At 66.5% G+C, this 22,323-nt stretch carries 23 protein-coding genes; 6 read left to right on the forward strand and 17 right to left on the reverse strand.

What is annotated here, in order from left to right; all coding sequences use genetic code 11:
• Positions 1-26: 26 nt before the first annotated feature.
• The 5 genes from THSYN_RS11765 to THSYN_RS11785 form a co-directional block, all read right to left on the reverse strand.
• Positions 27-629 (reverse strand): glutathione S-transferase N-terminal domain-containing protein, encoded by a 603-nt coding sequence (locus THSYN_RS11765; RefSeq protein WP_100919313.1) that lies wholly within the window; start codon positions 627-629, stop codon positions 27-29.
• A gap of 432 nt (positions 630-1,061) precedes the next feature.
• Complete coding sequence (locus THSYN_RS11770) at positions 1,062-1,787, reverse strand: cytochrome c1 (protein ID WP_100919314.1); 726 nt, start codon at positions 1,785-1,787, stop codon at positions 1,062-1,064.
• Positions 1,784-3,037 (reverse strand): cytochrome b, encoded by a 1,254-nt coding sequence (locus tag THSYN_RS11775; RefSeq protein ID WP_100919315.1) that lies wholly within the window; start codon positions 3,035-3,037, stop codon positions 1,784-1,786. The genes THSYN_RS11770 and THSYN_RS11775 overlap by 4 nt, the downstream gene beginning before the upstream one ends.
• Positions 3,038-3,631, reverse strand: coding sequence for a ubiquinol-cytochrome c reductase iron-sulfur subunit (petA, locus tag THSYN_RS11780; RefSeq protein ID WP_100919316.1), 594 nt, complete (start codon positions 3,629-3,631; stop codon positions 3,038-3,040).
• Between the two features lie 353 nt (positions 3,632-3,984).
• The gene (locus THSYN_RS11785; RefSeq protein WP_100919317.1) at positions 3,985-4,737 is read right to left on the reverse strand and encodes a Nif3-like dinuclear metal center hexameric protein; all 753 of its coding nucleotides are present in this window, start codon (positions 4,735-4,737) and stop codon (positions 3,985-3,987) included.
• 156 nt (positions 4,738-4,893) lie between these two features.
• On the opposite strand from THSYN_RS11785, the gene THSYN_RS11790 reads away from it, so the two are divergent.
• Positions 4,894-5,598 carry a L,D-transpeptidase gene (locus tag THSYN_RS11790; protein WP_100919318.1) on the forward strand — a complete coding sequence of 235 codons (705 nt, stop codon included), beginning with the start codon at positions 4,894-4,896 and terminating at the stop codon, positions 5,596-5,598.
• A gap of 39 nt (positions 5,599-5,637) precedes the next feature.
• Here THSYN_RS11790 and THSYN_RS11795 read toward each other — a convergent pair whose 3' ends face one another.
• From THSYN_RS11795 to THSYN_RS11825, 7 genes are all read right to left on the reverse strand, one after another.
• Positions 5,638-6,399 carry an AAA family ATPase gene (locus THSYN_RS11795; RefSeq protein ID WP_157817610.1) on the reverse strand — a complete coding sequence of 254 codons (762 nt, stop codon included), beginning with the start codon at positions 6,397-6,399 and terminating at the stop codon, positions 5,638-5,640.
• Positions 6,362-7,000 (reverse strand): AAA family ATPase, encoded by a 639-nt coding sequence (locus tag THSYN_RS11800; protein ID WP_100919320.1) that lies wholly within the window; start codon positions 6,998-7,000, stop codon positions 6,362-6,364. Before THSYN_RS11800 ends, THSYN_RS11795 begins: the two co-directional genes overlap by 38 nt.
• Positions 6,997-7,200, reverse strand: a complete 204-nt coding sequence (locus tag THSYN_RS35265) for an AbrB/MazE/SpoVT family DNA-binding domain-containing protein (protein WP_216644737.1) — start codon at positions 7,198-7,200, stop codon at positions 6,997-6,999. Before THSYN_RS35265 ends, THSYN_RS11800 begins: the two co-directional genes overlap by 4 nt.
• 267 nt (positions 7,201-7,467) lie before the next feature.
• The gene (locus THSYN_RS11810; RefSeq protein WP_100919321.1) at positions 7,468-8,262 is read right to left on the reverse strand and encodes a hypothetical protein; all 795 of its coding nucleotides are present in this window, start codon (positions 8,260-8,262) and stop codon (positions 7,468-7,470) included.
• Positions 8,263-8,271: 9 nt separating this feature from the next.
• The gene (locus tag THSYN_RS11815) at positions 8,272-9,945 is read right to left on the reverse strand and encodes a polysaccharide biosynthesis tyrosine autokinase (protein ID WP_157817611.1); all 1,674 of its coding nucleotides are present in this window, start codon (positions 9,943-9,945) and stop codon (positions 8,272-8,274) included.
• 29 nt (positions 9,946-9,974) lie between these two features.
• Positions 9,975-10,559 carry a Wzz/FepE/Etk N-terminal domain-containing protein gene (locus tag THSYN_RS11820; protein ID WP_100919323.1) on the reverse strand — a complete coding sequence of 195 codons (585 nt, stop codon included), beginning with the start codon at positions 10,557-10,559 and terminating at the stop codon, positions 9,975-9,977.
• A 226-nt stretch (positions 10,560-10,785) separates the two neighbouring features.
• Positions 10,786-11,532: a polysaccharide biosynthesis/export family protein gene (locus tag THSYN_RS11825; protein WP_100919324.1), complete on the reverse strand. Its 747-nt coding sequence runs from the start codon at positions 11,530-11,532 to the stop codon at positions 10,786-10,788.
• A gap of 167 nt (positions 11,533-11,699) precedes the next feature.
• Between THSYN_RS11825 and ilvD the strand changes: the two genes are divergently transcribed.
• The 5 genes from ilvD to THSYN_RS11850 all read left to right on the forward strand — a co-directional run bounded on the left by ilvD (position 11,700) and on the right by THSYN_RS11850 (position 17,228).
• Positions 11,700-13,553 (forward strand): dihydroxy-acid dehydratase, encoded by a 1,854-nt coding sequence (gene ilvD / locus THSYN_RS11830; RefSeq protein ID WP_100919325.1) that lies wholly within the window; start codon positions 11,700-11,702, stop codon positions 13,551-13,553.
• A gap of 115 nt (positions 13,554-13,668) precedes the next feature.
• The gene (locus tag THSYN_RS11835; protein ID WP_100919326.1) at positions 13,669-14,229 is read left to right on the forward strand and encodes an REP-associated tyrosine transposase; all 561 of its coding nucleotides are present in this window, start codon (positions 13,669-13,671) and stop codon (positions 14,227-14,229) included.
• A 32-nt stretch (positions 14,230-14,261) separates the two neighbouring features.
• On the forward strand, positions 14,262-14,717 hold the full coding sequence (locus THSYN_RS35270) for a hypothetical protein (protein ID WP_157817612.1): 456 nt from the start codon (positions 14,262-14,264) through the stop codon (positions 14,715-14,717).
• Between the two features lie 43 nt (positions 14,718-14,760).
• Positions 14,761-15,723: a hypothetical protein gene (locus THSYN_RS11845; protein ID WP_100919328.1), complete on the forward strand. Its 963-nt coding sequence runs from the start codon at positions 14,761-14,763 to the stop codon at positions 15,721-15,723.
• A 233-nt stretch (positions 15,724-15,956) separates the two neighbouring features.
• Complete coding sequence (locus THSYN_RS11850) at positions 15,957-17,228, forward strand: anion transporter (RefSeq protein WP_100919329.1); 1,272 nt, start codon at positions 15,957-15,959, stop codon at positions 17,226-17,228.
• Positions 17,229-17,452: 224 nt separating this feature from the next.
• Here the strand turns inward: THSYN_RS11850 and THSYN_RS11855 are convergent, their stop codons facing one another.
• The 5 genes from THSYN_RS11855 to THSYN_RS11875 form a co-directional block, all read right to left on the reverse strand.
• A complete protein-coding gene (locus tag THSYN_RS11855) occupies positions 17,453-17,872 on the reverse strand; it encodes a type II toxin-antitoxin system VapC family toxin (RefSeq protein ID WP_100919330.1) in 420 nt (139 codons plus the stop codon).
• A complete protein-coding gene (locus tag THSYN_RS11860; protein WP_100919331.1) occupies positions 17,872-18,090 on the reverse strand; it encodes a hypothetical protein in 219 nt (72 codons plus the stop codon). Before THSYN_RS11860 ends, THSYN_RS11855 begins: the two co-directional genes overlap by 1 nt.
• Before the next feature lie 694 nt (positions 18,091-18,784).
• Positions 18,785-20,926, reverse strand: coding sequence for a CDC48 family AAA ATPase (locus THSYN_RS11865; RefSeq protein ID WP_100919332.1), 2,142 nt, complete (start codon positions 20,924-20,926; stop codon positions 18,785-18,787).
• Positions 20,927-20,936: 10 nt separating this feature from the next.
• Positions 20,937-21,467 carry an Hsp20/alpha crystallin family protein gene (locus THSYN_RS11870; RefSeq protein ID WP_100919333.1) on the reverse strand — a complete coding sequence of 177 codons (531 nt, stop codon included), beginning with the start codon at positions 21,465-21,467 and terminating at the stop codon, positions 20,937-20,939.
• A gap of 145 nt (positions 21,468-21,612) precedes the next feature.
• Positions 21,613-22,305: a hypothetical protein gene (locus THSYN_RS11875; RefSeq protein ID WP_100919334.1), complete on the reverse strand. Its 693-nt coding sequence runs from the start codon at positions 22,303-22,305 to the stop codon at positions 21,613-21,615.
• Positions 22,306-22,323: the final 18 nt, after the last annotated feature.

The following is a 22,323-nucleotide window of genomic DNA, read 5'->3' on the forward strand; positions in this document are numbered from 1 at the left end:
GTTCATCCGCGGCTCCTGGGGCCGGTTTACAGGTCGGTGACCAACTCCCGTTCGGCCTCGGTCAGACTGGAACGGAAGGCCTCCCAGGCAAAGATCCGCGTCATATAGTTGCGGACCGCCTTGGCCTGTTCCGGGATCTCGATGGCCAGCGCGGGCAGCCGCCACAACAGGGGGGCGACGCAGCAGTCTACCAATGAGAACTCGTCGCTCATGAAGAACGGGTGGGCGGCGAAGATCGGTGCAGAGGTAATCAGGCTCTCACGCAATTGCTTGCGCGCCTTGGTCTTTTCTTCCGCGGTGCCGTTAAAACCGCGCCCCATCAATTGATACCAGTCGTGATCGATACGGTACATGAAGAGCCGCGCATTGGCGCGCGACACCGGATCGACGGGCAACAGCGGCGGGTGCGGGAAGCGCTCGTCGAGATATTCCATAATGATGCGCGACTCATAGAGGCGCAGGTCGCGGTCGACCAGGGTCGGCACGGTGCCGTAGGGATTGAAATCCATGACCTCGTCCGGGAGGTTCTTGGCATCCACATCAACCACGTCCACCGCGATGCCCTTTTCGGCAAGGACCATGCGGACGCGATGGCAGTAGGGACAAAGGGGATCAGAAAATAGGGTCATTACAGCTCGTCTGCTCACGGCCACTGGCGGCGTTCCCTCATTCAGCGCCGAGGCGCAGCCCGGCAGCGACCGAAGAACTCCAAGCGCCAACCCTTCCAGGCCGCGCGGTGTGGTGTCGGCGCGTGGCTTTCCTCAGGGGGATGCCGGTGCCAGGTGGACCCTGACATGGGCGAGGGGAGGGGGAATGCACGCGCCGTACTTCAACCCGGGAGTATACCGTGTCAGGGCACTGCCCGAGGGCGCTTTTTGGGGGGAGGTTGCCCGGCGGTCGGGCGCTTCGCCAGGGTCCCGGCCGATCCGCTCATCTGGCGGCGTTCTGGGGTGGTTGGTCCGCGCAGCGGACCCTACGGGTTGCGCATCGGGTCCGCGGTGCGGACCGCTCGGCGGGCAAGGGCGGTGCCCCGGGGACCGGGGCACCGCGGTTGCGTCACCTCAGTGGACGTCCTTCCAGAATTCCTTCTTCAGCAGGTAGGCGAAGATGAAGAGAAAACCGAGGAAGATCAGCACCCAGACGCCCAGGCGCTGGCGCTCCAGTTGCACCGGCTCACCCGCATAGGTCAGGAAGTTGGTGAGGTCGCGGACCATGGTGTCGAACTGCGCCGGGCTCAGGGTACCGGCCGTGAGGGGCTTGACGCCCTCCGCTACCGGGGTTGCACCCGCATGGTGGGACATGACCGCCTTTTGCTGTCCCTGCAGGTCGCCCAGGACGTTGGGCATGGCCACGTTCGGGAACATGACGTTGTTGACGCCCCAGGGCCGGGTCGGGTCGACGTAATAACTCTTGAGATAGGTGTAGACCCAGTCCGGGCTGCGCCAGCGGGTGACCAGGGTGAGGTCGGGCGATGGCACGCCGAACCACTTTTCGGCGTCGTCCACGCGCATGGCCCTGGTCATGAGGTCGCCGGGCTTGGCGTCGCCGACCAGGAAGTACTTGCGCAGGCTGGCGTCGTCGATCCCCAGGTCCTTGGCCATGCGGTTGTAGCGCATGTACTGGAGTGAGTGGCACCCCATGCAGTAGCTGGTGAAGTACTTGGCGCCGTTCTGCAATGACGCCTGGTCCTTCAGGTCGATGTTCGCCGGTTGCGTTTGCGGCCCCGTGTTGGCGAACCCGAGGACGGGCACCAAAGCCAGGGTGAAGGCGGCTAACAGCTTGTTCATGCGGTGACCCTCTCCGGAACCGGCTTGACCTTGTCCAAACTGCTGTAGATCGGCATCAGCAGGAAGAACGCGAAATACAGAACGGTAAAGACCTGCGACATGACGGTCGCCAGTTCACTGACGGGCATCATCCCGAGGTAGCCCAGGGCGATGAACGACACGACGAAGATCCCCAGGGCAACCTTGGTGACCATACCCTTGTAGCGGATGGACTTGACCGGGCTGCGATCCAGCCAGGGCAGCAGGAACATGATCAGGATCGAGGCGAACATCGCGATGACGCCCGGGAACTGGGAGTCGTACATGGGCGGCACCGCCCGCAGGATGGCGTAGAAGGGCGTGAAGTACCACACCGGGGCGATATGCAGCGGGGTCACCATCGGGTTGGCCGGCTGGAAGTTCGGGGCCTCGAGAAAAAGGCCGAAAAAGCCGGGGCCGAAGAAGACGACGGCCGCGAAAATGGCCAGGAAGACCACGGTGCCGACCAGGTCCTTCACGGTGTAATACGGGTGGAAGGGGACGCCGTCGGCCGGTGCATCGGGGCTCCAGCGGTTGCCCTTGGGGCCGTCCTTGATCTCGATCCCGTCCGGATTGTTGGAGCCGACCGCGTGCAGTGCCACGACGTGGATGAACACGAGCGCCGCCAGGACGAAGGGGACGATGAAGTGCAGCGCATAGAAGCGGTTCAGCGTCACGTCGGAGATGACATAGTCGCCGCGGATCCAGGTGGACAGGTCCGGGCCTATGTTGGGTACCGCGGCGAACAGGTTTACGATGACCTGCGCCCCCCAGTAGGACATCTGGCCCCAGGGCAGCAGATAGCCCATGAAGGCCGTGGCCATCATGACCAGGTAAATCACCACGCCGATAATCCACAGCAATTCCCGCGGCTTGCGGTAGGAGCCGTAGAGCAGGGCACGGAACATGTGCAGATAGATGATGACGAAGAAGGCCGAGGCGCCGGTGGAGTGCAGGTAGCGGATCAGCCAGCCCCACTCGACGTCGCGCATGATGTACTCGACGGAGGCATAGGCCTCGGCCGCCGAGGGCTTGTAGCTCATCGCCAGAAAGAGCCCGGTGACGATCTGCAGGACCAGGACCAGGATGGCCAGGGACCCGAAGAAATACCAAAAATTGAAGTTCTTGGGGGCGTAATACTGGGCCAGGTGCTCGTTCCAGACCTTGGTGGCCGGGAACCGCTTGTCGATCCAGCCCATGAAGCCGGTGGTTGTCGTCTCTTGTGCGCTCATCTAGGCGGCTCCTTGATCCTGACCCACCAGGACCGTGGTGTCGTTGAGGTACATGTGGATCGGGATCACCAGGTTGGTTGGTGCGGGCACGCCCTTGAACACCCGACCGGCCAAGTCGAACCGCGAGCCGTGGCAGGGGCAGAAGAACCCGCCCTTCCAGTCCTTGCCCAGGTCATCCGGCCCGATCTCGGGGCGGAAGGTCGGCGAGCAGCCCAGGTGGGTGCAGATGCCGATCGCGATCCAGTACTCGGGCTTGATCGAGCGGATGGGATTCTTACAGTACTCCGGCTGCTGCTCGACCGCAGAGTTCGGGTCGGTCAGCTGCGAGTCCAGGGTCGGCAGGGCGGCGAGCATCGCCGGGGTCCGACTCACGATCCAGATCGGCTTGCCGCGCCACTTGACGCGCAGCAGGGCGCCCGGCTCCAGCTTGCTGATGTCCGCCTCGACCGGGGCGCCGGCCGCCCGGGCCTTGGCGCTCGGGTTCATGGATCCGATGAAGGGAACGGCCACGAAGCCGGCGCCGACGGCGCCGACCACGGTGGTCGCGGCGACGAGTAACCGTCGCCTGCTCTGATTAACGCCTGGTGCGCTCATTTCCGACTAACCCCCGGGTGAGACAGGTGCTGCCGACTCCCGAAAAGCCGGCCTTGCGCGTGTGTTGGAAAAGGGAAAATAAGTATATGCAAAATCGCTGTAAAACCGACCTGGCATTCTCCGTGATTCGGGCGCTTGTGGTCAAGGCGGGACTCAGCAACCACGCGGGCTCGTCGGCATTTCCTTGGGTCGGGCCGCGGGCCGTACCGCGCAACCAGTACCCTACGGCGGCACTCAGGTAACCCGTGGAGACTGCTCGACGCGAAAGTCGCGCAGCGACGCTGTGGGAGCGGCTTCAGCCGCGACCAGGCCGCGCAAGGCCGCCACGCCGAGCGCGGCGTTGTGGGCAAGTATCAGGCCGGATTGTCGATTTCGACATAACGGTGGTCCAGTGCAAAGTGCCGGGCCAGGTGGTCGCCCAGCGCTTGGACCCCGTAGCGCTCGGTGGCGTGGTGGCCGGCCGCGAGGTAGGCGATGCCGAGTTCCCGTGCGGCGTGAGTGGTTTGTTCACTGATCTCCCCGCTCAGGAAGGCCTCCACCCCGAGTGCCGCGGCGGCCTCGATATAGCCCTGACCGCCGCCCGTGCACCAGGCGAGGTGCTGCACCGGTCGGTCGCTACCCACCACCAGGGTCCCGCTCCGCCCCAGTCGCGCCCCCACGGCCGCGGCCCAGTCCGCGGGCGCCATGGGGGTGCCCAGGCGTCCGGTCCACAGGACGCCGTTGCCGATGCCGGTTGCCTGCGCGTCCAGAATCCCCAACTGGCTGGCCAGGGCGGCATTGTTGCCCAGGGTCGGGTGGGTATCCAGGGGGAGGTGGTAGGCGATGAGGCTAGCGCCGCCCTGGATCAGGGCGCGCACCCGCCGCCCCTTGAGCCCGGTGAGACAGGGGTTCTCGCCCTTCCAGAACCAGCCGTGGTGAACCAGCAGGGCATCGGCCTGAAGCTCCAGGGCGGCCGCGATCAGGGCCAGGCTGGCCGTCACGCCGCTCACCAGGCGCCGGATCGGCCGTTCGCCCTCCACCTGGAGCCCGTTGGGGGCATAGTCCGTGCAGGCGGCGCTGTCCAACAACCGGTCGCAGTAGGCGCTCAAGGCCAGGGGTTCGATCATGGTTCTCTCGGTCGATCTCCCCCCTTGGTCGCCCGGCCCTGGCTTTGGGTCGGCGCGGGGTGGGAGAATGAAGGGTTATCAGCGTCCCCAGGTCCAGGCCCGGAACGCCGCGGCCCTGCCCCGCGGGCAGTGTGCCAATAGAATAGAAGGTAAGCAATGCACAACCCAAGATTTCTGCTCCTGCTGCTCGCCGTGGTCGGCGCCTCGATGAGCGGCGGGTGCGCGCACCAGGCACTCGACACCCAGGTCCGGCCAGAACCGGCGAACCTCGGCCCCGTGGGCCCCGCGGTGGTCGCCGCCCCCATGGGCGAGTCGGCGCCTGTGGGGGAGTCGGCGCCCATGGGCGCGTCGGCGCCCAGGGCTGAGGTGCCGCCCGCCGGTGAGTCGGCGCGGCCCTGGAAGCCCGCAGTGCTGGTGAAGCCGGAACATGACCTGCGTTACCGCCTGCCCGCGGGGCAGCGCCGCGCCCTGACGATCTTCATCGGCTCCCAGACCTTCGAGTACGTGGAGGACGGTCAGGTCTTCCTCAGCGGGCGGGTGTCGTCGGGGACTGCCGCGCATCCCACCCCCAAGGGCGAGTTTCGTGTCCTCAACAAGGATATCAACAAGCGCTCGGGCAAGTATACCAACGGGTTGGATGAAAATACCCCGATGCCCTATTCGCTCCAGTTCAGCGGCCCCTATTTCGTCCACGAGGGGTGGGTGCCCGGCTATGCCGACTCCCATGGCTGCGTGCGCCTGGACTACGAGGATGCGCGCCTGCTCTATGACCGCATCCGGGTCGGTGATCCGGTCACGATCAAGGCCGCGGGGGCCGCCCGGCCGGGCAACGCCTGGCCCGACGTGTTCCCCATCTTCTGAACCGGGAAAATCGCCCTTGGGGCGATTTTTCCGGTTGATTCAACCTTCGATGCGTTGCAGTTGCGGGTGATCTCCGCGCAGTTGGTCCCGCAAGCGGGCAAGCAAATGGCGCGCGTCCGGGGTTGCATATTGACCTTGATCCACTAACGCGATCAGACGTTGGATGTCCGGTTTCTCCTTTATCGGCGGATGTGGGTCGACCATCATGATGCTCTGCAGTACGTCACTGCTGATTTCGCCATAGGAGCTCGCAAGCGGAACGCTTGCGACGCAGGCGCCGTTCATGTTCTTGCCCAGAGCTCGAATGTTCCCCTGGTGAATCGACGTCAGGACTTGCGGACTGTGGGTTGCTGAAATGAATTGAATTCGGGGAAACGCCTCCTGGAAGTTGCCGACGACCACTTGCTGCCACTGCGGATGGAGATGCATGTCGATCTCGTCGATCAGCACGATGCCGTCGGTCTCCAATGGCGCACGCGCGGCGAGGTGCGGATTCAGCCGGACGCAGCGATAAGCGATGTCGCCTGCCATGGCGATCATGTTGCGCTGGCCGTCGCTGAGCTGATCGACTTTCAATTCGCCTAGCTCCGCATGTGACATGACTAATGTTTGATGGGTTTGGCTATACCGTAACCCCGTCCAACCAGTCCCGCTCATGATCAGATCGACCGAGCCGGAAACCGCCGCGAGGATCTCGCCGTAGGGAGTGCTGGCATTAACCAAACCTTGAAATCCCTCACGCTCCATCGTCTTCGTCTTTTGCTCAAAGTCGGAGGCATAAGTCAAGAAGAACCAGTCCAAGAAAGATCCATAGTCGGATGCGGAGTCCAGGCACCCAAGATAGGCATATGTGCTTGAAAAATAAAGAGCTTTTTGATTCGCGCTTGAGCGTCACTTTACGCCGCTTCCAGAGTCGGCCCGTGCCATAGTAGGCAATGATCGGCAACGTAACGTCTTTGGTTTCCTCGCTATCGTATTCGTCAATGAGTCTAATCTGAGACTGATAAACTGACCCGACTTCCATCAGCGGCTTAGCCTCCCTGATCGTCGTTTTCGATCCGGCGCTTACCTTTTCGCGGGACCGCGACCAACTGATGGTTTCGCCGGCGATGACGGCGACCGCTGAAACTACGGAAGGCAACCGTGGTTCCATATTGGGATGACTTGCCAGGCTGGTTGGACGGACCCTGACATCATCAATATCAATGCCAGATCCGGGCATCGTGCCGCTCACGACATCGAAGGCACTGACATAGGGCCACAAGGCGATGCGGATGGCGTCGAGCACGGTGGTCTTACCCTGGCCGTTGGGCGCGACCAGGACAGTCAGGCGTTCGTCGAACTCGACGGCCAGAGAATCGAAGCAGCGAAAGTTCTGGAGCTTCAACCCGGCCATTCTCATGGGTTGACTCCGCTCGTCAGGTCGAGCCGTTGGATCAGCCCCACGCGCACCGCACTGGCATCTGCCGGGCTGAGCCGTCCCGGCCGTCCTCGGATGAGCGCGTGGTCGAGCACGTTCCCCGGACCGGCCTGGAGCGCCTTGCGGACCTCCTGGGGGATGGTGGTCTGGCCTTTGCTGGTGATCTTGGCGGGTGCGGTCATGGTTGAAACCCGGAAGGACGAATTACGTCCTTACATTCTAGCGTGAACGCGGTTCGGGTAGGCAGGCGATCCGGGCACGCATTGGGCAGGTCCAGCAGCCGATTACAGCCGGAGAATGGGCGGCTCCGCGCCCGCGAGCAAGTCGCCGAGTCTGTAGTTGATGCTGGCCATCCCGAACTCAGGCTCTTGGCGGAAGGGATTGCGGATGTCCTGCACGCGCCCACGATCGGCATCCTCTAGCAGGCGCGGATGAAATATAGATTCGGATCAGGGCTGCGGTGGGGACTCGATGCGGTAGCGCAGGGCGGAGATCCGATAGCCCGCCGCTTGCCGGGTCAATTCCAGTCGCAGCGTGCCGGCCTGGTGCGCGGCCGGGCGGCCGTTGGGGCGCTGCAGGTCGCCGTCGGCGAGATAACGGTCGCGGCCGTCGGGCCGCAGTCGCAGAGGCGTGAGTCGGAACGTCCGCTTGAGGGTGGCGGCGAAAAGGTCTGCCCCCGCGTTGGTGGGGTTGTCATCCCCAAGGCGGCCGATGCGCGCGTCGTCCGCCAGCAGGAGCAGGAGGCCCGGCAGGTCGCCGGCGGCGAAGTGGCGCTGGAAGCGTGCGATGACGGCCTCCGGGTCCAGGGCCTCGGTGGCGGCGGGCGCCGCCGGTCGCCAGCCCCGGTCGGTCTCGATCGGCCGGGCGGGGGCAGGGTACGGGCCCCGGGCCGGGGTCGCGGCCGCGATTGGAACCGCCCTCCGCGCCGGGGTCCGGTCCGCAAGGGGGTCAGGCGTGCGCCCGGTGCCGGGCTCCCGGCCCGAGACCGTCGGCCCTGGCGCTGTCCCGATCGGCGGCGGTGCTGGGTCACGGTAGACGGGCGGCGGGGTAGTGCGGCGGTCGAGGTCGATGTGTCCGCCGATCCGCAGGGTTTCCCGTCCCGGGCCCAGGGCGAGTGCCAGCACGGCGATCGACACCAGGGCGGCGCCCGTCCACAGGGCCTTCGCAAGGCCGCTGCCGGGTCTGCGCCCGGCGCGGGGCGCGGGTGGGGTGGGGGCGCGCCGATGGCGGGGTGCGGGGCTCATCGACCGGCCCTAGCCCTGGCGGCGCGGGGGCAGGGCCTGGCGGTGGGGCACCGCGTCGCGCCCGCTATCCGGGGCCGCGGCGCCGTAGCCGTACCGGGACACCCCGTCGTCAGGCGTGATCAGGAGGGTCCCGAGCAGGTTCGCGTCGGCGCTGCGCAGGCGCTGTGCCGTTTCCGCCAAGGCCCCGGTGCGGGTCCGGCCGGCGGTGACGACCAGCAGGGTCGCATCGGCCAGGTGGGCCAGGACGAGGGCGTCGGCCAGGCCCATGACCGGCGGTCCGTCCAGGATCAGGTGATCGAACTGCCCGCCCAGGTCCGCGATCAGGTCGCCCATCCGGGCGCCGGCCAGCCGTTCGACCGGCTGGGTCGGCGGGGGGCCGCTGGTCAGGACGTGCAGCCCGTCGACCGCGGTCGCCTGGGTGAGGGGCGCCGCGGTCCCCGTCAGGCCGTCGCTGAGCCCAGCCGCGTTGGACAGGCCGAAGACCTGGTGCAGGCAGGGGCGGCGCAGGTCGGCATCGATCAACAGTACCCGGCTGCCGGCCGCGGCGAAGGCGATGGCGGTGGCGCAGGCGGCGCTGCTCTTGCCCTCGTGCGGGGCGGCGCTCGCGAAGTGCATGACGCGCGGTGCGCCGGCCGGGGTGGCGAAGACGAGCGCGGTGCGCAGGGTGCGAAAGGCCTCGGCGAGCGGGCTGGCGGGGTCGCGCCAGGTCAGCAGGGCCGGCCCGGCGTTGGCTGGGGCCGCGCGCCCGCGCCCGACCTGGGGTATCAGGGCCAGCACCGGCGCGCCGGTGTGCCGCTGTACCTCGTGCGCGGTGCGCAGCCGATCATCGCGTGCTTCGCGCACCAGGGCCAGTGCGACCCCGCCGAGCAGACCCAGGGCGAGTGCAAGGCTGAGGTTCTTCCCCAGGTCCGGCCGGTAGGGCGCCCGGGGGACCTGGGCACGATCGACAATGGCGATGGGGTTGATCCCGGGACCGGCCGCGGACTCGAGCGACTTCATCCGCGCGAGCAGTGCGTCATGGCGTTCCTGGTGGTCGGCGACCTCGCGCTCAAGGACCCGATACCCGCCGCCAAACACCTGGAGGTCGCGCAGTTGCGCCCGGACCTCGTCACCGCGCTCGGCCAGCCGCGCCTCCTGGTGGGCGCGCGCCGCGGCCGCCGCCCGGGCGGCACTGCCGATGGCCGTCGCCTCCTGCCTGAGCTGGCGCTCCAATTCAGCGAGCGCCCGGCGCAACTGCTGCATCTTTGGGTAGCCGGGCTTGAAGACCTTGAGTTGCTGCTGATAGTCGGCGCTGAGTTCCGCCTTGCGCGCCTGGAGCCGCTGGATGACCGGGCTGTCCGTTGCCGCAGCGTCGGTGCCCGCCTGCCGGGCCTCGGTCTGCGCGGCGAGTTGGGCGGCGAAGGCGGCGGTCTCCTGCCGGCCCAGGGCCTTGAGCCGCTCCAGGAGCAGCGTGCGCTGGCCGTCCAGGTCGATGATCCGGTGCTCGTCGGCGTAGGCGGCCAGGCGCCGCTCGGCGTCCGCGAGCGCCGCCTGGGCCGCGCGCAGCCGTTCGTCGAGGAAGGCGCGGGCCGGGACGGAGGCCTCATAGCGGCGCTCCAGGCCGCTGTTGACGAAGTTCTCGGCGAGCGTCTGGGCCACGGCCGCCGCCTCGGCAGGGTTCGGGCTGTCGAAGGCGACGCTCACCAGGCGTGAGTTCCCGAGCGGGGTCACCGTCAGGTTGGCGAGGAAGATTGTCTCCAGGTCGGGCGCGGCCCTGGGTGCCCCCCCCCGGCCCCCAGGTCCGCCGGCAGGCGCTCGCCGGCCCCGATCAGGTCGCGCAGCCAGGGCAGTCGCGCCGCCGGGGTCAGGGCCGGTGACCGGGTGAGGCCCAGTTGGTCGATCACCCGGCGCGCCAGGGTGCGGCTGCGCAGCAAGGCGTATTGGGTCTCGAAGAAGTCCTTGGTGTCGGGCGCGTCCGCCGGCGCCGCGGCGGCGGTCGGGGTCGGCCCGGTAGCCTGCCCGGAACCCTGCCGCGGACCCGGGTCAGGCTCGATCTGGAGCAACACCGAAGCGCGGTAGAGCGGGGTCGTCAGGAGACTGGCGATGAGTGCCGCGGCCAGCGCGATCAGGCAGACGGTACCGATTGACCAGCGGCGTCGGAGCAGAGCGCTCCAGGCGCGGCCGCGCGGCCGCGGCGCCTGCTCCACCCAGACCGGCCCGCTGCCGACCCGCCGGGGTAAACCCCGCCGGCCGCCAATGGGCGTCAAGGCCCTGGTCTGCGCTGTCGGCGGTTCGCCGGGGGGGGAGGGGATGGTCATAGGCGAAAACTGACTCTGATCGAGGAACGGTTCACGAATAGTTAAACAAGTCCGCTAGGGAATGGTCGTCGCGTCGTTGTCGTTGTCGTAATCGAGGTCATCGTAGCGCCCTGGATTCTCCCGCACCCTAAAGTGCATCGCTTCTACGATTACGACAACGACAACGACAACGACAACGACAACGACAGCGATTGCGTGTGTGTTTAACTTGTTCTTGACTCGCTATTTAGAACGGGATACGCAATAGGGCGCGCAGGGTATCGGTCGCCCCCTTCAGGAGCACGGCGCCGCCCGACTCCGGGACCACCACCCGGTCGCCGCCGACCAGCACCGGGTCACGCAACTCCCCCCGCTGCACGGCCGCGGCATCCACCACATAGGCGACCGGGCGACCGGCGGCGTCCGCGCGGAACAGCAGCACACCGCTCTGCTTGGCGAGCGGGTCGAACCCCTGGGCCAGGGCGATCGCCTGCAGCAGGCTGGTCTCACCCTGGAGCGGGAAGACCCCGGAGCGCTTGACCGACCCCAACACCGTCACCTGTTGGTTCGCGGACTCCTTCAGGTCCAGGTCCACCCGCGGGTCTTGCAGATAGTCCTTACGCAGCAGGGCGGCGATGCGCGCCGCCGCCTCCCGGGGGGTCAGGCCGGCGACGGCCACCGGCCCGAGCAGCGGCAGGAGGATGCGGCCGTCGGCATCGACCCGCTCCTCGCTCGACAGCTCATCCACCTGAAAGACCTGGACCCGGACCAGGTCGGCGGGTCTGATCCGGCCGGTCTGGCGCGCGGCGGGTGCGGGCGGCGGACCCTGGAGCGCCGGCACCCAGCGCCCGGGCCCCGCCGTGTCCGGCGCCGCGTGCCGGTCGCCGCGCCCGCGCGGCCAGTCGTCGTCGGTGACGTTGCCGCCGGCCGCGGCGCAGAGGCCCGCGGCCCCCGCGAACAGCAGGGCAATCGGCAGCCGGGACTGGTGTTTCATCGCGGCGTTCTCCGGCGGTGGGTGGGGCCCTGCCCCTGAGGCATCTGGTGTATAGTCCGCTGCTTTCGTTCGCGGTTCAATCGCTAAGGACCGACCCCGGCGGCGCTTGCCCAGGGTCAGGGCAGACGAGGACCGCGCGCGGTGGCACCGACCAGCGAGAGACCATCATGCCCCAGTATCGTTCCCGCACCACCACCCACGGCCGCAACATGGCCGGCGCCCGCGCCCTGTGGCGCGCCACCGGCATGACCGACGGTGACTTCGACAAGCCCATCATCGCGGTGGCCAATTCATTCACCCAGTTTGTCCCCGGTCATGTGCATCTGAAGGATCTGGGCCAGTTGGTCGCGCGCGAGATCGAGCGTGCCGGCGGTGTTGCCAAGGAATTCAACACCATCGCCATCGACGACGGCATTGCCATGGGCCACGGCGGCATGCTCTATTCGCTCCCGTCGCGCGACATCATCGCCGACTCGGTGGAGTACATGGTCAATGCCCACTGCGCCGACGCGCTGGTGTGTATCTCCAACTGCGACAAGATCACCCCCGGGATGCTGATGGCGGCGCTGCGGCTCAACATCCCCACGGTGTTCGTCTCCGGCGGCCCGATGGAGGCCGGCAAGGTGCACCTGGCGGGCAAGGGTGACCTCAAGCTCGACCTGGTGGACGCCATGGTCACGGCCGCCGACGCCCGCGAGAGCGACGCGGACGTGGCCGCGATCGAGCGCTCGGCCTGCCCGACCTGCGGCTCCTGTTCCGGGATGTTCACCGCCAACTCCATGAACTGTCTCACCGAGGCCCTGGGGCTCAGCCTGCCCGGCAACGGTAGCCTGCTCGCCACCCATGCCGACCGGGAGCAATTGTTCCTGGAGGCCGGGCGCCTCGTGGTCGACCTGGCGCGGCGCTGGTACGAGCAGGAGGACGCCGCCGTCCTGCCGCGGGCCATTGCGAGCTTCGACGCCTTCGAGAACGCCATGAGCCTGGACATCGCCATGGGCGGCTCCACCAACACCGTGCTGCACCTGTTGGCGGCGGCCCACGAGGCGCGGGTGGACTTCAGCATGGCGGACATGGACGCCTTGAGCCGCCGGGTGCCGAACCTGTGCAAGGTCGCCCCCTCCACCCAGAAGTACCACATGGAGGACGTACACCGTGCGGGCGGGGTCATCGGTATCCTGGGTGAACTGGACCGGGCCGGACTGCTGCACCGCGACTGCCCCACGGTCTATGCGCGCTCCCTGGGTGACGCCCTGGACGCCTGGGACATCGCCCGCGACACGGCTGCCGACGCGGCGCGCACCCGCTATCTGGCCGCCCCCGGCGGCGTCCCCACCCAGGTCGCCTTCAGTCAGTCGAGCCGTTGGCCGGACCTGGATCTCGACCGGGCCGACGGCTGCATCCGCGACCTGGCGCACGCCTATTCACTGGACGGCGGACTGGCCGTGCTCTACGGCAATCTCGCGGAGCACGGGTGCATCGTCAAGACCGCCGGGGTCGACGCCGCCAACCTGACCTTCAGCGGGCCGGCGCGGGTCTGCGAGAGCCAGGAGGCGGCGGTGGCGGCGATCCTGGCGGACCGCATCCTGCCGGGCGAGGTGGTGCTGATCCGCTACGAGGGCCCCAAGGGCGGTCCGGGGATGCAGGAGATGCTTTATCCCACCAGCTATCTCAAGTCCAAGGGGCTGGGCAAGGCCTGCGCCCTGGTCACCGACGGGCGCTTCTCCGGCGGCACCTCCGGGCTCTCCATCGGCCACGTCTCGCCGGAGGCGGCCGAGGGCGGCCTGATCGGGCTGGTGGAGGAGGGCGACCGCATCGAGATCGACATCCCCAACCGGCGCATCGCGCTGCTGGTCGCCCCCGCGGTCCTGGAGGCGCGCCGCGAGGCCATGAACGCCCGCGGCCGGGACGCCTGGCGGCCGGTTCACCGCCAGCGCGAGGTCTCAGCGGCGCTGCGCGCCTATGCCGCGCTGACCACCAGTGCGGCGCGGGGGGCGGTGCGGGACCTGACGCAACTGGATTAGGGTGCGCCGCGCGCACCTCCCCGCGGGCGCGGCCGGTGTGCGATCTCTTGGTCTTATCGGGCCTTTGAAGAGGTGCGCACGGCGCACCCTACGACCATTTGCGGGGACAGCCATCATGTCGGATTACCATCGCATTCGGATGCCCGGCGGTTCGTATTTCTTTACGCTTTCGTTATACGACCGACGGGCGGCGGTCCTTACCGACGAGCAGGTGCGTGCGGCGCTCCGCGAGGCGGTGCTGACCGTGCGCCGCGAGCGGCCATTCCATGTCGATGCCTGGGTGCTGATGCCGGACCACCTTCATTGCATCTGGACCCTGCCGGAGGGCGATGCGGACTACAGCGTTCGCTGGTCCCAAATCAAACGCCTGGTGACCCAGTCGGCGCCGATTCCCGGTCTGAGGCCGCGGTCCGAATCACGGATGCGGCGCCGCGAAGGCAATCTTTGGCAGCGCCGCTTCTGGGAGCATCTGATTCGCGACGACCAGGATTTCGAGCGCCATTTCGACTATGTCCATTGGAACCCGGTAAAGCACGGTTATACCGTCGCCGCCCGGGATTGGCCTTGGTCGACCTTTTCGCGCAGCGTCGGTGCGGGACTCTATCCGGAGCATTGGGGTGAACTGGCTCCGGAGTTCGGCGACGGCGATTTCGGTGAGCCGCCCTGGTTCCGGTAGGGTGCGCCGTGCGCACCTTGCGGCGATTGGGGATGAACTGTGGTCTTGTAGTCAACTTGGGCCTCGGAAGAGGTGCGCACGGCGCACCCTACGGGTCGTCGCAACCTGTTGCATTGCGCCGCCGGAGCAATGGCGTCGATCGTCCTGGGTGGGCGGCCGTTTCTGAAGCTCGATCGCCCCGGGGTCGCGCTGCTGGGGCCATCGCCCTGATCGCCACCGCGGCGGTGTCGGAGCCGGCGGTATCGGCGGCCATCCACGCGCCGACCTTTATCCTGCTGTTCTCCAGCGATTTCACGCCCGCCGCCCGACAGGGCTTTTCCACCTTGCCGGCTGACATGCAGGCGCACGGTGCACGCAGCGTCGGCTTGCCGGAAACCCGCGGGCCGCAACAGGTCCGCGCAACCCTGAGGTCGACGGCTTCAGCCGGCGGCACCGGCCAAAAAAACGCGCCGCTCAGGGCGGTCGACAGCCATGCTTTCCTCGCCTGAACGCCGGGGTCCCCCGGTCACTTTCGACTCATGCGAGGTTATCATGTCACAGGTCAGTTTGCTGCCGTTGGTCGTGCTTGGTCTGTCGTTCACCAACCACGTCGCCGCCGCGCCGAAATCAATCGTTGAAATCACGGGGCACATCGCGCGTGATACGCTGTGGTCCGCTGACCATATCTATGTGGTTACCGGTGAGATACATGTCCGCGCCGGTGTGCAATTGGTCATCAGCGACCACAGCACGATCCTGATCAAGAATGGGGATTATCCGACCCCCGCGGGCAACGTCACCGGGAAATCGGCGCTGATCTTCGATTCCGGATCGCAGCTCACTGCCCGCACGGTGTATCTCAAGGCCGGCGGCGCCGATAACAACATCGCGGCGTATGCCGATAACGCGGGGGTGTCGTTTTTGGGCTCGGCGAGCATTGCGGAAAAGGATAAGTTGGCCGTCACCTTCACCACCAGACCCTCCCGTTTCAGCGCTGACGCACTCTATGCCTCCTACCTTGGGCACGCTGATTCATTACGGCCCGCTGAATCCGCCGCGACTAAGGATGACGACGCCGGCGATGACATCGATGCCATCAACATCATTGCCGTGACCGGCAGCGAATGGGAGATCGGCGAACTGCACTCGCAATACAGCGGCGATGACGGGGTGGATATCGAGAACTCGGACCTGACCCTGCGGGATCTGACCGTCACCACCCCCAACGAAGACGGCGTGAATATCACCAGCAGCCGGGTCAGCATCACGGGTTCCCTGGTCATCGCCATGACGAGCACGGGCGCCGACGACCGCGATATCTTCGACATGGAATGGGATGACGGCCGTCCCTTTCTCCGGCTGATGCGCAACTGCAAGGTCGATATCACCGGCGTCTTCGGTGACGAGATGACCATGATCTCAGATGATCTGCCGCAGCCGCGCGGCGAGGACGCCTATTCATTCGACGGGCGCCTGCGCTCTGGCCAGACCTATATCTACGCCCACGGCGACTGAACTCCCGGCGGGCGCCGGCGACTGACTGAGCCCTTGCGGTAACCCGTCGCGGCCTGGGGGCCGCTCCTACGTGTAGGAGCGGCCCCCAGGCCGCGACGAATGCACCGGCCACCTTTGCGGGCCCAGGTACCAGCCGCCGCGGCGACGGGTGCGGGATCGGGCGCAGATTGCGGACCGATCGCGACGTTCAGTGGGGGTAAACTCGCTGCTTCCATGTTACCCCGGCGCCGCGCATGACCCCCGTGATCCTCACCGTCTTCGCCCTGACCTACCTGGGCATGATCCTGGGCGGGCTACCGTTTCTGAAGCTCGATCGGACCGGGGTCGCACTGCTGGGGGCCATCGCCCTGGTCGCCACCGAGGCAGTGTCGGAGCAAGCGGCGCTGGCCGCCATCCATGCCCCGACCCTGATCCTCCTGTTCTCCTTCATGGTGGTGTCAGCCCAGTTGCGCCTGGGCGGTTTCTATGACTGGGCGGCGCGCCGCCTGGGGGCGCTCCCGGTGCGCCCCCTGGTCCTCCTGGGGGCACTGATCGCGGTGGCGGCCAGTCTGTCGGCAGTCTTCAGCAACGACATCGTCTGCCTGGCCATGGCCCCGGTGCTGGCGGATCTGTGTATCGCCCGGCGGCTCGACCCGGTGCCCTTTCTGCTGGCGCTCGCCTGCGCCGCCAACCTGGGCTCCGCCGCCACCCTGATCGGCAACCCCCAGAACATGCTGATCGGGGAAACCCTGCACTTATCCTTCCCCGGGTACCTGGCGCAGGCCGCGCTGCCGGTGGTGCTGGGATTGCTGGTGACCTGGGGGCTGATCGGGCTCCTGACCTGGGGGCGCTGGGAACTGCCGGCTGGAGTGCCCGCCCCGTCGGTCCATTCAGACGAGCGAGGACCCAACACCGCCGGCCACCCGGAACCCGGTCGCCCCCTGAACCGCTGGCAGAGTGCCAAGGGACTGGTCGTTGCCGCCCTGCTCTTTGCCGCCTTTCTGTTCGTCCCCTGGCCGCGGGACCTGATGGCCCTGGCCGGTGCCGGCCTGTTGCTGACGAGTCGGCGGCTGCACTCGCGCCGGATGCTGGGGCTGGTGGACTGGGAACTGCTGGTCCTCTTCATGGGGCTCTTCATCATCAATGGGGCCTTGCAGCAGACCGGACTCCCGGCCCAGGCGGTGGCGGGGCTTGCCGCCGCCGGGGTCGACCTGCAGGCCCCGGCACCCCTTTTCGCCGCCAGCTTCCTGCTCAGCAACCTGGTTTCAAACGTCCCCGCCGTGATGCTCCTGCTGCCCTTGGCGTCGGCCCACCCGCAGGGCGCAACGCTGCTCGCACTCTCCAGCACCCTGGCGGGCAACCTGTTCATCGTCGGCAGTATCGCCAACATCATCGTCGTACAGGCGGCCGAGCGGCGCGGCATCCGCATCAGTTGGCGACGCCACGCGCGGGTGGGCGTACCGGTGACGGTCGCGACCCTGGGTATCGCGGCGGTCAGTTTGTGGCTTGGGGTGGGGGCGCCCTGAATCGGCGCCGTACATTGGGGGACGGGAATGTGCCAATCACGATGGTTCGGAAACAAGGATCTCAGCCTTGATTCATAACCGCTTGGTGATATGCTGCGTATCAACTGATACCGGAGCAGGCAGGATGTTCCATGGACTTCCCGCCTGAGTTGCCGCTGGATCGGCATCAGTATCCCGCTGGGCGTCTCGATCACGGACCTCGCTGCAACCTTTCGACTCCCCCGTCAGGATGAGTGTCGTAGCAGAATAGTGAGTCCCGCTTGGGTGAAATGATGATCAGTGGTGAAGACCTGTCCGATTCCAAAGTCGGATGCGACAACGATGCTGATTGAATCCGTAAGACTCCAATCCTTGTCCGACATTTTCCTGAACAGCGCCAGCCCATTTTCAAGCAAGCGGGAGTCCAGCGGAACACAGCGCCAACGAGGCGATTGGCGAGCCGTCTGGATCAGCCGTAGGGCCACGCCCTTATACGCGGCTCGGCTAAAGGTGTTGCCGACTTCAAACAGAACCGCATCCGTAGTGACAAAACGGCATCCTGTCAATGTAAGTTGACGGCTAACCTGGATCGCTTGAGCATGCCATTGGTCATCCTTGTTGCCGAGTGCAACCAGCGCGGCGGTGTCGACGAAAATCGTCTTCATCAGATGGCGCCGAGGTAGTGGTCATGGCGCTCGGCAAGGTCCGTGATGCCAGTATCCGCCGCGATCCCTTCGATTTCCTCCAAGAGCAGCCACCATTCGTCCTGGCTCAGGCCGCCGGTCAGGGATTCGGCCAGTAGGTCAATGACGAATCCCTGTGGGTCCGGTAGTGCCGCCAGCTTTTGTCCTAATTGATCCGGGATATCTAATGTGATCTGCATGTCGACCCCTCGCTATTACACATGAAGCGTCTTGACTTGTTGGACATTGGTTGCGCGTTACCTTTCGGAAAGGGTTCCGGACGCCGGGTGACGCGCCCGAACTTGCTGCTATCTGCAGAGTTTCGGGAGCAAGTCGCACCAGGCATCGCGCCTCATAGGCCCCACGCGCGAGCTGCAGTCCGATGTTGCCGCTCGTGATCGCTGACTCGAGAGCCTGGCTCAGACTACCGCGGACATCGTTCGTCATCAGGGGGAATTCATGGAACTCGCCGAAGTCGGGCTCGAGACTAAAGTCGCGGTCAGCAAAGACGGCGAAGACACCCGGCTCATCCAGTGGGATAAGGCGTTTGTTGCCGGTCGCTGCGGGGACCTTCGCTACTTCTGGTTCGAGCGTTCCCTGATCGGCAGGAAGCTGCCGCTGATGGCGCGCTTTGCGGGGTGGTCTATTCCCTCGCTTGGTCATCGACTTCCTCCGAAACTAAGTCAGGGTGGAACTCCTTCGGAGTCCAAGGCTTCAGCCTTGGTCCGCCCATCCAAGGCTGAAGCCTTGGACTCCAAAGCTCTTTCTACTTGCGTCTGTTTGCGTTCATTCGCGGCCCCGTCCCTTCCGGGCGCCCAAACAAGGACCGGCGCGCCCCGGATTACCCAGGACGCACCGGTCAGGTCCCCCCCGACTTTAGTACCTATCGCCTGCTCAGCGGATGCGCACGCCGTCGACGGCGGTCGTCAGGTCGGCCATCGTGACCTGGACCACCAGGTCCTTCGGGTCCGACTCCTCGCCGATTGAGGCGACCGCTCGGCGCACGGCCGCGAGCGCGGCGCGGGCGCAGACGGCGGCGACCTCGGCCCCGCTGAATCCGGCACTCGCCTTCACCAGTGCCCCGATGTCGATCTCCCCGGTTACCGGCTTGCCCTTCAGGTGAACCTTGAAGATCTCCTGGCGCCCCTCGTCGTCCGGCAGCGGGATGCGGATGATTTCATCGAAACGTCCGGGCCGCAGGATCGCCGGGTCCAGCATGTCCGCCCGGTTGGTCGCGCCCAAGACCAGCACCCCGCGCAGGTCTTCGATCCCGTCCATCTCGGACAGGAACTGGCTTAAGACCCGCTCGCCGACCGGGTTGTCGCTGCCGCTGCCGCCACGGGCCGGGACCAGGGCGTCGATCTCATCGAAGAACATGATGCAGGGGGCGGCCTGACGGGCCTTGTGGAAGATCTCACGCACGCCGCGTTCGGATTCGCCCACATACTTGGACATCAGGGCCGGCCCCTTTACCGAGATCACGTTGACCTGGGTCTCATTGGCGACCGCCTTGGCCAGCATGGTCTTGCCACAGCCGGGCGGGCCGTCCAGCAGGATGCCCTTGGGCGGGCGCACCCCGGCCTGCTCAAACAGGTGCGGGTACTTGAGCGGCCAGGTCACGGCCTCGCGCAGGAGTTCCTTGGTCTCGTGCAGGCCGCCCACGTCCTCCCATTTGACATTGGGGATCTCGACGAAGACCTCGCGGATGGCGGACGGCTCCACCTCATGCAGGGCGTCGAGGAAGTCGTCCATGCGCACTTCAAGCTGGGCCAGGCGCTCATAGGGCACCGCGTCCAGGCCCAGGTCCAGTTCGGGCATCAGGCGGCGGAGGCAGCTCATCGCGGCCTCACGGCACAGTCCCTGCAAGTCCGCGCCCACGAAGCCGTGAGTCACGTCCGCCAGTTGGCGCATGCTGACGTCTTGGGCGAGCGGCATCCCGCGGCTGTGGATGTCCAGGATCTCCAGGCGGCCGTCCCGGTCCGGGATGGGGATCTCGATCTCCCGGTCGAAACGCCCGGGCCGGCGTAGCGCCGGGTCGATGCTGTTGGGGATGTTGGTGGCGGCGATGACGATCAGGTTCTGGCGCGCATTGAGCCCGTCCATGAGGGCCAGCAACTGGGCCACCACGCGCTTCTCGACCTCGCCCAGGGTGCCTTCGCGCTTGGGGGCAATGGCGTCGATCTCGTCCAGGAAGATGATGCTCGGCCCCTTGGCCGCGGCCTCCTGGAAGATCTTGCGCAGGTGCGCCTCGCTCTCTCCGTAGAACTTGTGGATGATCTCCGGTCCGCTCACGGAGAAGAAGTTCGCCTCGGCCTCGGCGGCGATGGTGCGTGCGATCAGGGTCTTGCCGCATCCGGGCGGGCCGTACATCATCACCCCCTTGGGGGCGTCGATGCCGAGCCGGTCGAAGAGTTCCGGATAGCGCAGCGGCAGCTCGATCATCTCGCGGATGCGCTGGAGCTGGGGCTTCAAACCGCCGATGTCCTCGTAAGACACGGGATTGGGCCCGGCGTTGGCGGCCGCACCCTTCTGGCCCTTGGGTCCGCTGATCACCAGTTGGGTGGTCGGGTTGATGATGACGGTGCCGCGCGGGGCGGTGCCGACCACGCGGAAGTCGGTGGAGCGGCTGCCGAAGAGGGTTACCCGCACCCGGTCGCCCTCGCGCACCGGCAGGCCGTCGAGCAGGCTGCCGATGTAGGGCAGGTCGCGCTCGCTGGGGGTGACGGTGGTGGGGGCGAGCGTGATGCGCTCGGCCGGGGCGTGCTCCGTTACGCGCAGGAGCACGAATTCATCGAGCCCGGCGCCGGCGTTGTCGCGGCTGATGCCATCGAGTTGCACCCGGCCCTGACCGCGGATCTCCTTGAAGGCCGGCAGTACCTTGGCCACCGCACGGCGCTTGCCCTCGACCTCCACGATGTCGCCGATGGCCACGCCCAGGCGGGCCATGTCGGCGGGGTCCATGCGCGCGAAGGCGCGCCCCACGTCCTTGCTCAGGGCCTCCGAGACCTTCAGCCTCAATTCGCCGTTGTCGCTCATCGGCTTACTCTTATGTGGCATTGGATTTTACCTTGGGGCACTTGACCTCGACCACGCCGTTGTTGCAGGTAATGGTCAGACCCTCATTGGTGCAGTGGGCAGGGAGCACGATCTCCTTGTAATAGGAGCGCTCGCCCTTACCGGCGCGCAGCGTCAGGATGTCCTCTGCCACCTCGACCGATACGGCCTCGACCGCCACCCCCGGCATCTCGGCCACCAGGTGTACCTGATCGGGTTCGTCGAAAATGTCGATGACCGGCTCCCGGACCTCCTGGACCACGGCATGCCCCGTGATCTTGTCCCGCTTGATATTGCCGAAGGGCTCCACCTTCACCTCGTCGCGGTCGCCGCCGATCCCGCTGCGGACGGTGAACCCATACATCCCCTTGAAGTTCTTGCCGTCGCCGCCCTGGACCTCGAAGTTGCCCTCGCGCTTGAGCTGATCGCCCTTCTCGGCCAATTCACTGAGCTTCTCGACCAGTGTGGAGAGTCCACCGAGAAAACCATCCACCGACCCTGCCTGACGTTTGCGGTTAATCATCTGTCGTTACCTCGTTAGTGGGCGATCGGCGGTCAACCGCCGGCCTTCAGCCTGATGCGCCGTGTTGCTTGTTCGATGCGATCCGCTGCTGCCGGCGTGTGGGCGCGGACCGTCTTGGCTCCGGGGTGTCCGGGCCCCGCGGGATTCAGTGAGGACCTTCGTCCTCCGGCTGGGCGGCGACCGTATCCGACCCGACCGGCGTACCCAGTGGATAGGCGACCTGGATGTCCGGGTCCAGCCAGGGGGTGATGTCGTGGAGCATCCCCAGGAACAGGATGCCCAGGTCCCCAGGGGCCAGGGTCGAGTTGATCCGTTCGGCGATGAAGCGGTCACGTGCCTTGAGCAGTACCCGGGCGTGCATCTGCAGGGCGTCGCGTGCGTCGCCGTCCAGCGCCCCTTGTCCCGGGTCCAGCAGGCGCTTGGCCAGGTTGTATTCCTGGAGCAACAGGGGCGCGGATTCGGTTCCCATCAGCAGGGCGCCGCGGGTGTGCAGGCGCAGCAGGATGCGGTGGTTGCGGCTGCCCTTGTAGGTCATCTCCTTGACGATATCGAGTTCGTGTTCGCAGATGGGTAGCCCGTCCTGATAGAGCCGGGTGCGCTCCGGATTGAGATCCATGCCCTCGATGAGCCGCTCGATCTCGTTCCACATCTGATCGACCGTGTGCACCCGGCGTCGCCAGGCCTCAGCGCCCAGGGCGGTGCGGGCGGCCGACTGCACGGGCTTACCCAAGGCGCCCAGGTCCACGACGCTGTGGATGACCGGGCAATAGATCAGGGCGCGCGGCTCGGTGAGCGCGTGGGAGCCGGGTTCCTGGTCCCGTTTGGCGGTGCCGGACATGGCGGTGCTGGCCTTGAA

This window comes from Candidatus Thiodictyon syntrophicum (genome assembly GCF_002813775.1).
Lineage (GTDB): Bacteria > Pseudomonadota > Gammaproteobacteria > Chromatiales > Chromatiaceae > Thiodictyon > Thiodictyon syntrophicum.

Excerpts from the sequence above, each read along its gene's own strand:
- THSYN_RS11765 (WP_100919313.1), bottom strand. The coding sequence starts at position 629 with ATGACCCTATTTTCTGATCCCCTTTGTCCCTACTGCCATCGCGTCCGC.
- THSYN_RS11770 (WP_100919314.1), bottom strand. The coding sequence starts at position 1,787 with ATGAACAAGCTGTTAGCCGCCTTCACCCTGGCTTTGGTGCCCGTCCTC.
- THSYN_RS11775 (WP_100919315.1), bottom strand. The coding sequence starts at position 3,037 with ATGAGCGCACAAGAGACGACAACCACCGGCTTCATGGGCTGGATCGAC.
- petA (WP_100919316.1), bottom strand. The coding sequence starts at position 3,631 with ATGAGCGCACCAGGCGTTAATCAGAGCAGGCGACGGTTACTCGTCGCC.
- THSYN_RS11785 (WP_100919317.1), bottom strand. The coding sequence starts at position 4,737 with ATGATCGAACCCCTGGCCTTGAGCGCCTACTGCGACCGGTTGTTGGAC.
- THSYN_RS11790 (WP_100919318.1), top strand. The coding sequence starts at position 4,894 with ATGCACAACCCAAGATTTCTGCTCCTGCTGCTCGCCGTGGTCGGCGCC.
- THSYN_RS11800 (WP_100919320.1), bottom strand. The coding sequence starts at position 7,000 with ATGAGAATGGCCGGGTTGAAGCTCCAGAACTTTCGCTGCTTCGATTCT.
- THSYN_RS35265 (WP_216644737.1), bottom strand. The coding sequence starts at position 7,200 with ATGACCGCACCCGCCAAGATCACCAGCAAAGGCCAGACCACCATCCCC.
- THSYN_RS11810 (WP_100919321.1), bottom strand. The coding sequence starts at position 8,262 with ATGAGCCCCGCACCCCGCCATCGGCGCGCCCCCACCCCACCCGCGCCC.
- THSYN_RS11820 (WP_100919323.1), bottom strand. The coding sequence starts at position 10,559 with ATGACCATCCCCTCCCCCCCCGGCGAACCGCCGACAGCGCAGACCAGG.
- THSYN_RS11825 (WP_100919324.1), bottom strand. The coding sequence starts at position 11,532 with ATGAAACACCAGTCCCGGCTGCCGATTGCCCTGCTGTTCGCGGGGGCC.
- ilvD (WP_100919325.1), top strand. The coding sequence starts at position 11,700 with ATGCCCCAGTATCGTTCCCGCACCACCACCCACGGCCGCAACATGGCC.
- THSYN_RS11835 (WP_100919326.1), top strand. The coding sequence starts at position 13,669 with ATGTCGGATTACCATCGCATTCGGATGCCCGGCGGTTCGTATTTCTTT.
- THSYN_RS35270 (WP_157817612.1), top strand. The coding sequence starts at position 14,262 with ATGAACTGTGGTCTTGTAGTCAACTTGGGCCTCGGAAGAGGTGCGCAC.
- THSYN_RS11845 (WP_100919328.1), top strand. The coding sequence starts at position 14,761 with ATGTCACAGGTCAGTTTGCTGCCGTTGGTCGTGCTTGGTCTGTCGTTC.
- THSYN_RS11850 (WP_100919329.1), top strand. The coding sequence starts at position 15,957 with ATGACCCCCGTGATCCTCACCGTCTTCGCCCTGACCTACCTGGGCATG.
- THSYN_RS11855 (WP_100919330.1), bottom strand. The coding sequence starts at position 17,872 with ATGAAGACGATTTTCGTCGACACCGCCGCGCTGGTTGCACTCGGCAAC.
- THSYN_RS11860 (WP_100919331.1), bottom strand. The coding sequence starts at position 18,090 with ATGCAGATCACATTAGATATCCCGGATCAATTAGGACAAAAGCTGGCG.
- THSYN_RS11865 (WP_100919332.1), bottom strand. The coding sequence starts at position 20,926 with ATGAGCGACAACGGCGAATTGAGGCTGAAGGTCTCGGAGGCCCTGAGC.
- THSYN_RS11870 (WP_100919333.1), bottom strand. The coding sequence starts at position 21,467 with ATGATTAACCGCAAACGTCAGGCAGGGTCGGTGGATGGTTTTCTCGGT.
- THSYN_RS11875 (WP_100919334.1), bottom strand. The coding sequence starts at position 22,305 with ATGTCCGGCACCGCCAAACGGGACCAGGAACCCGGCTCCCACGCGCTC.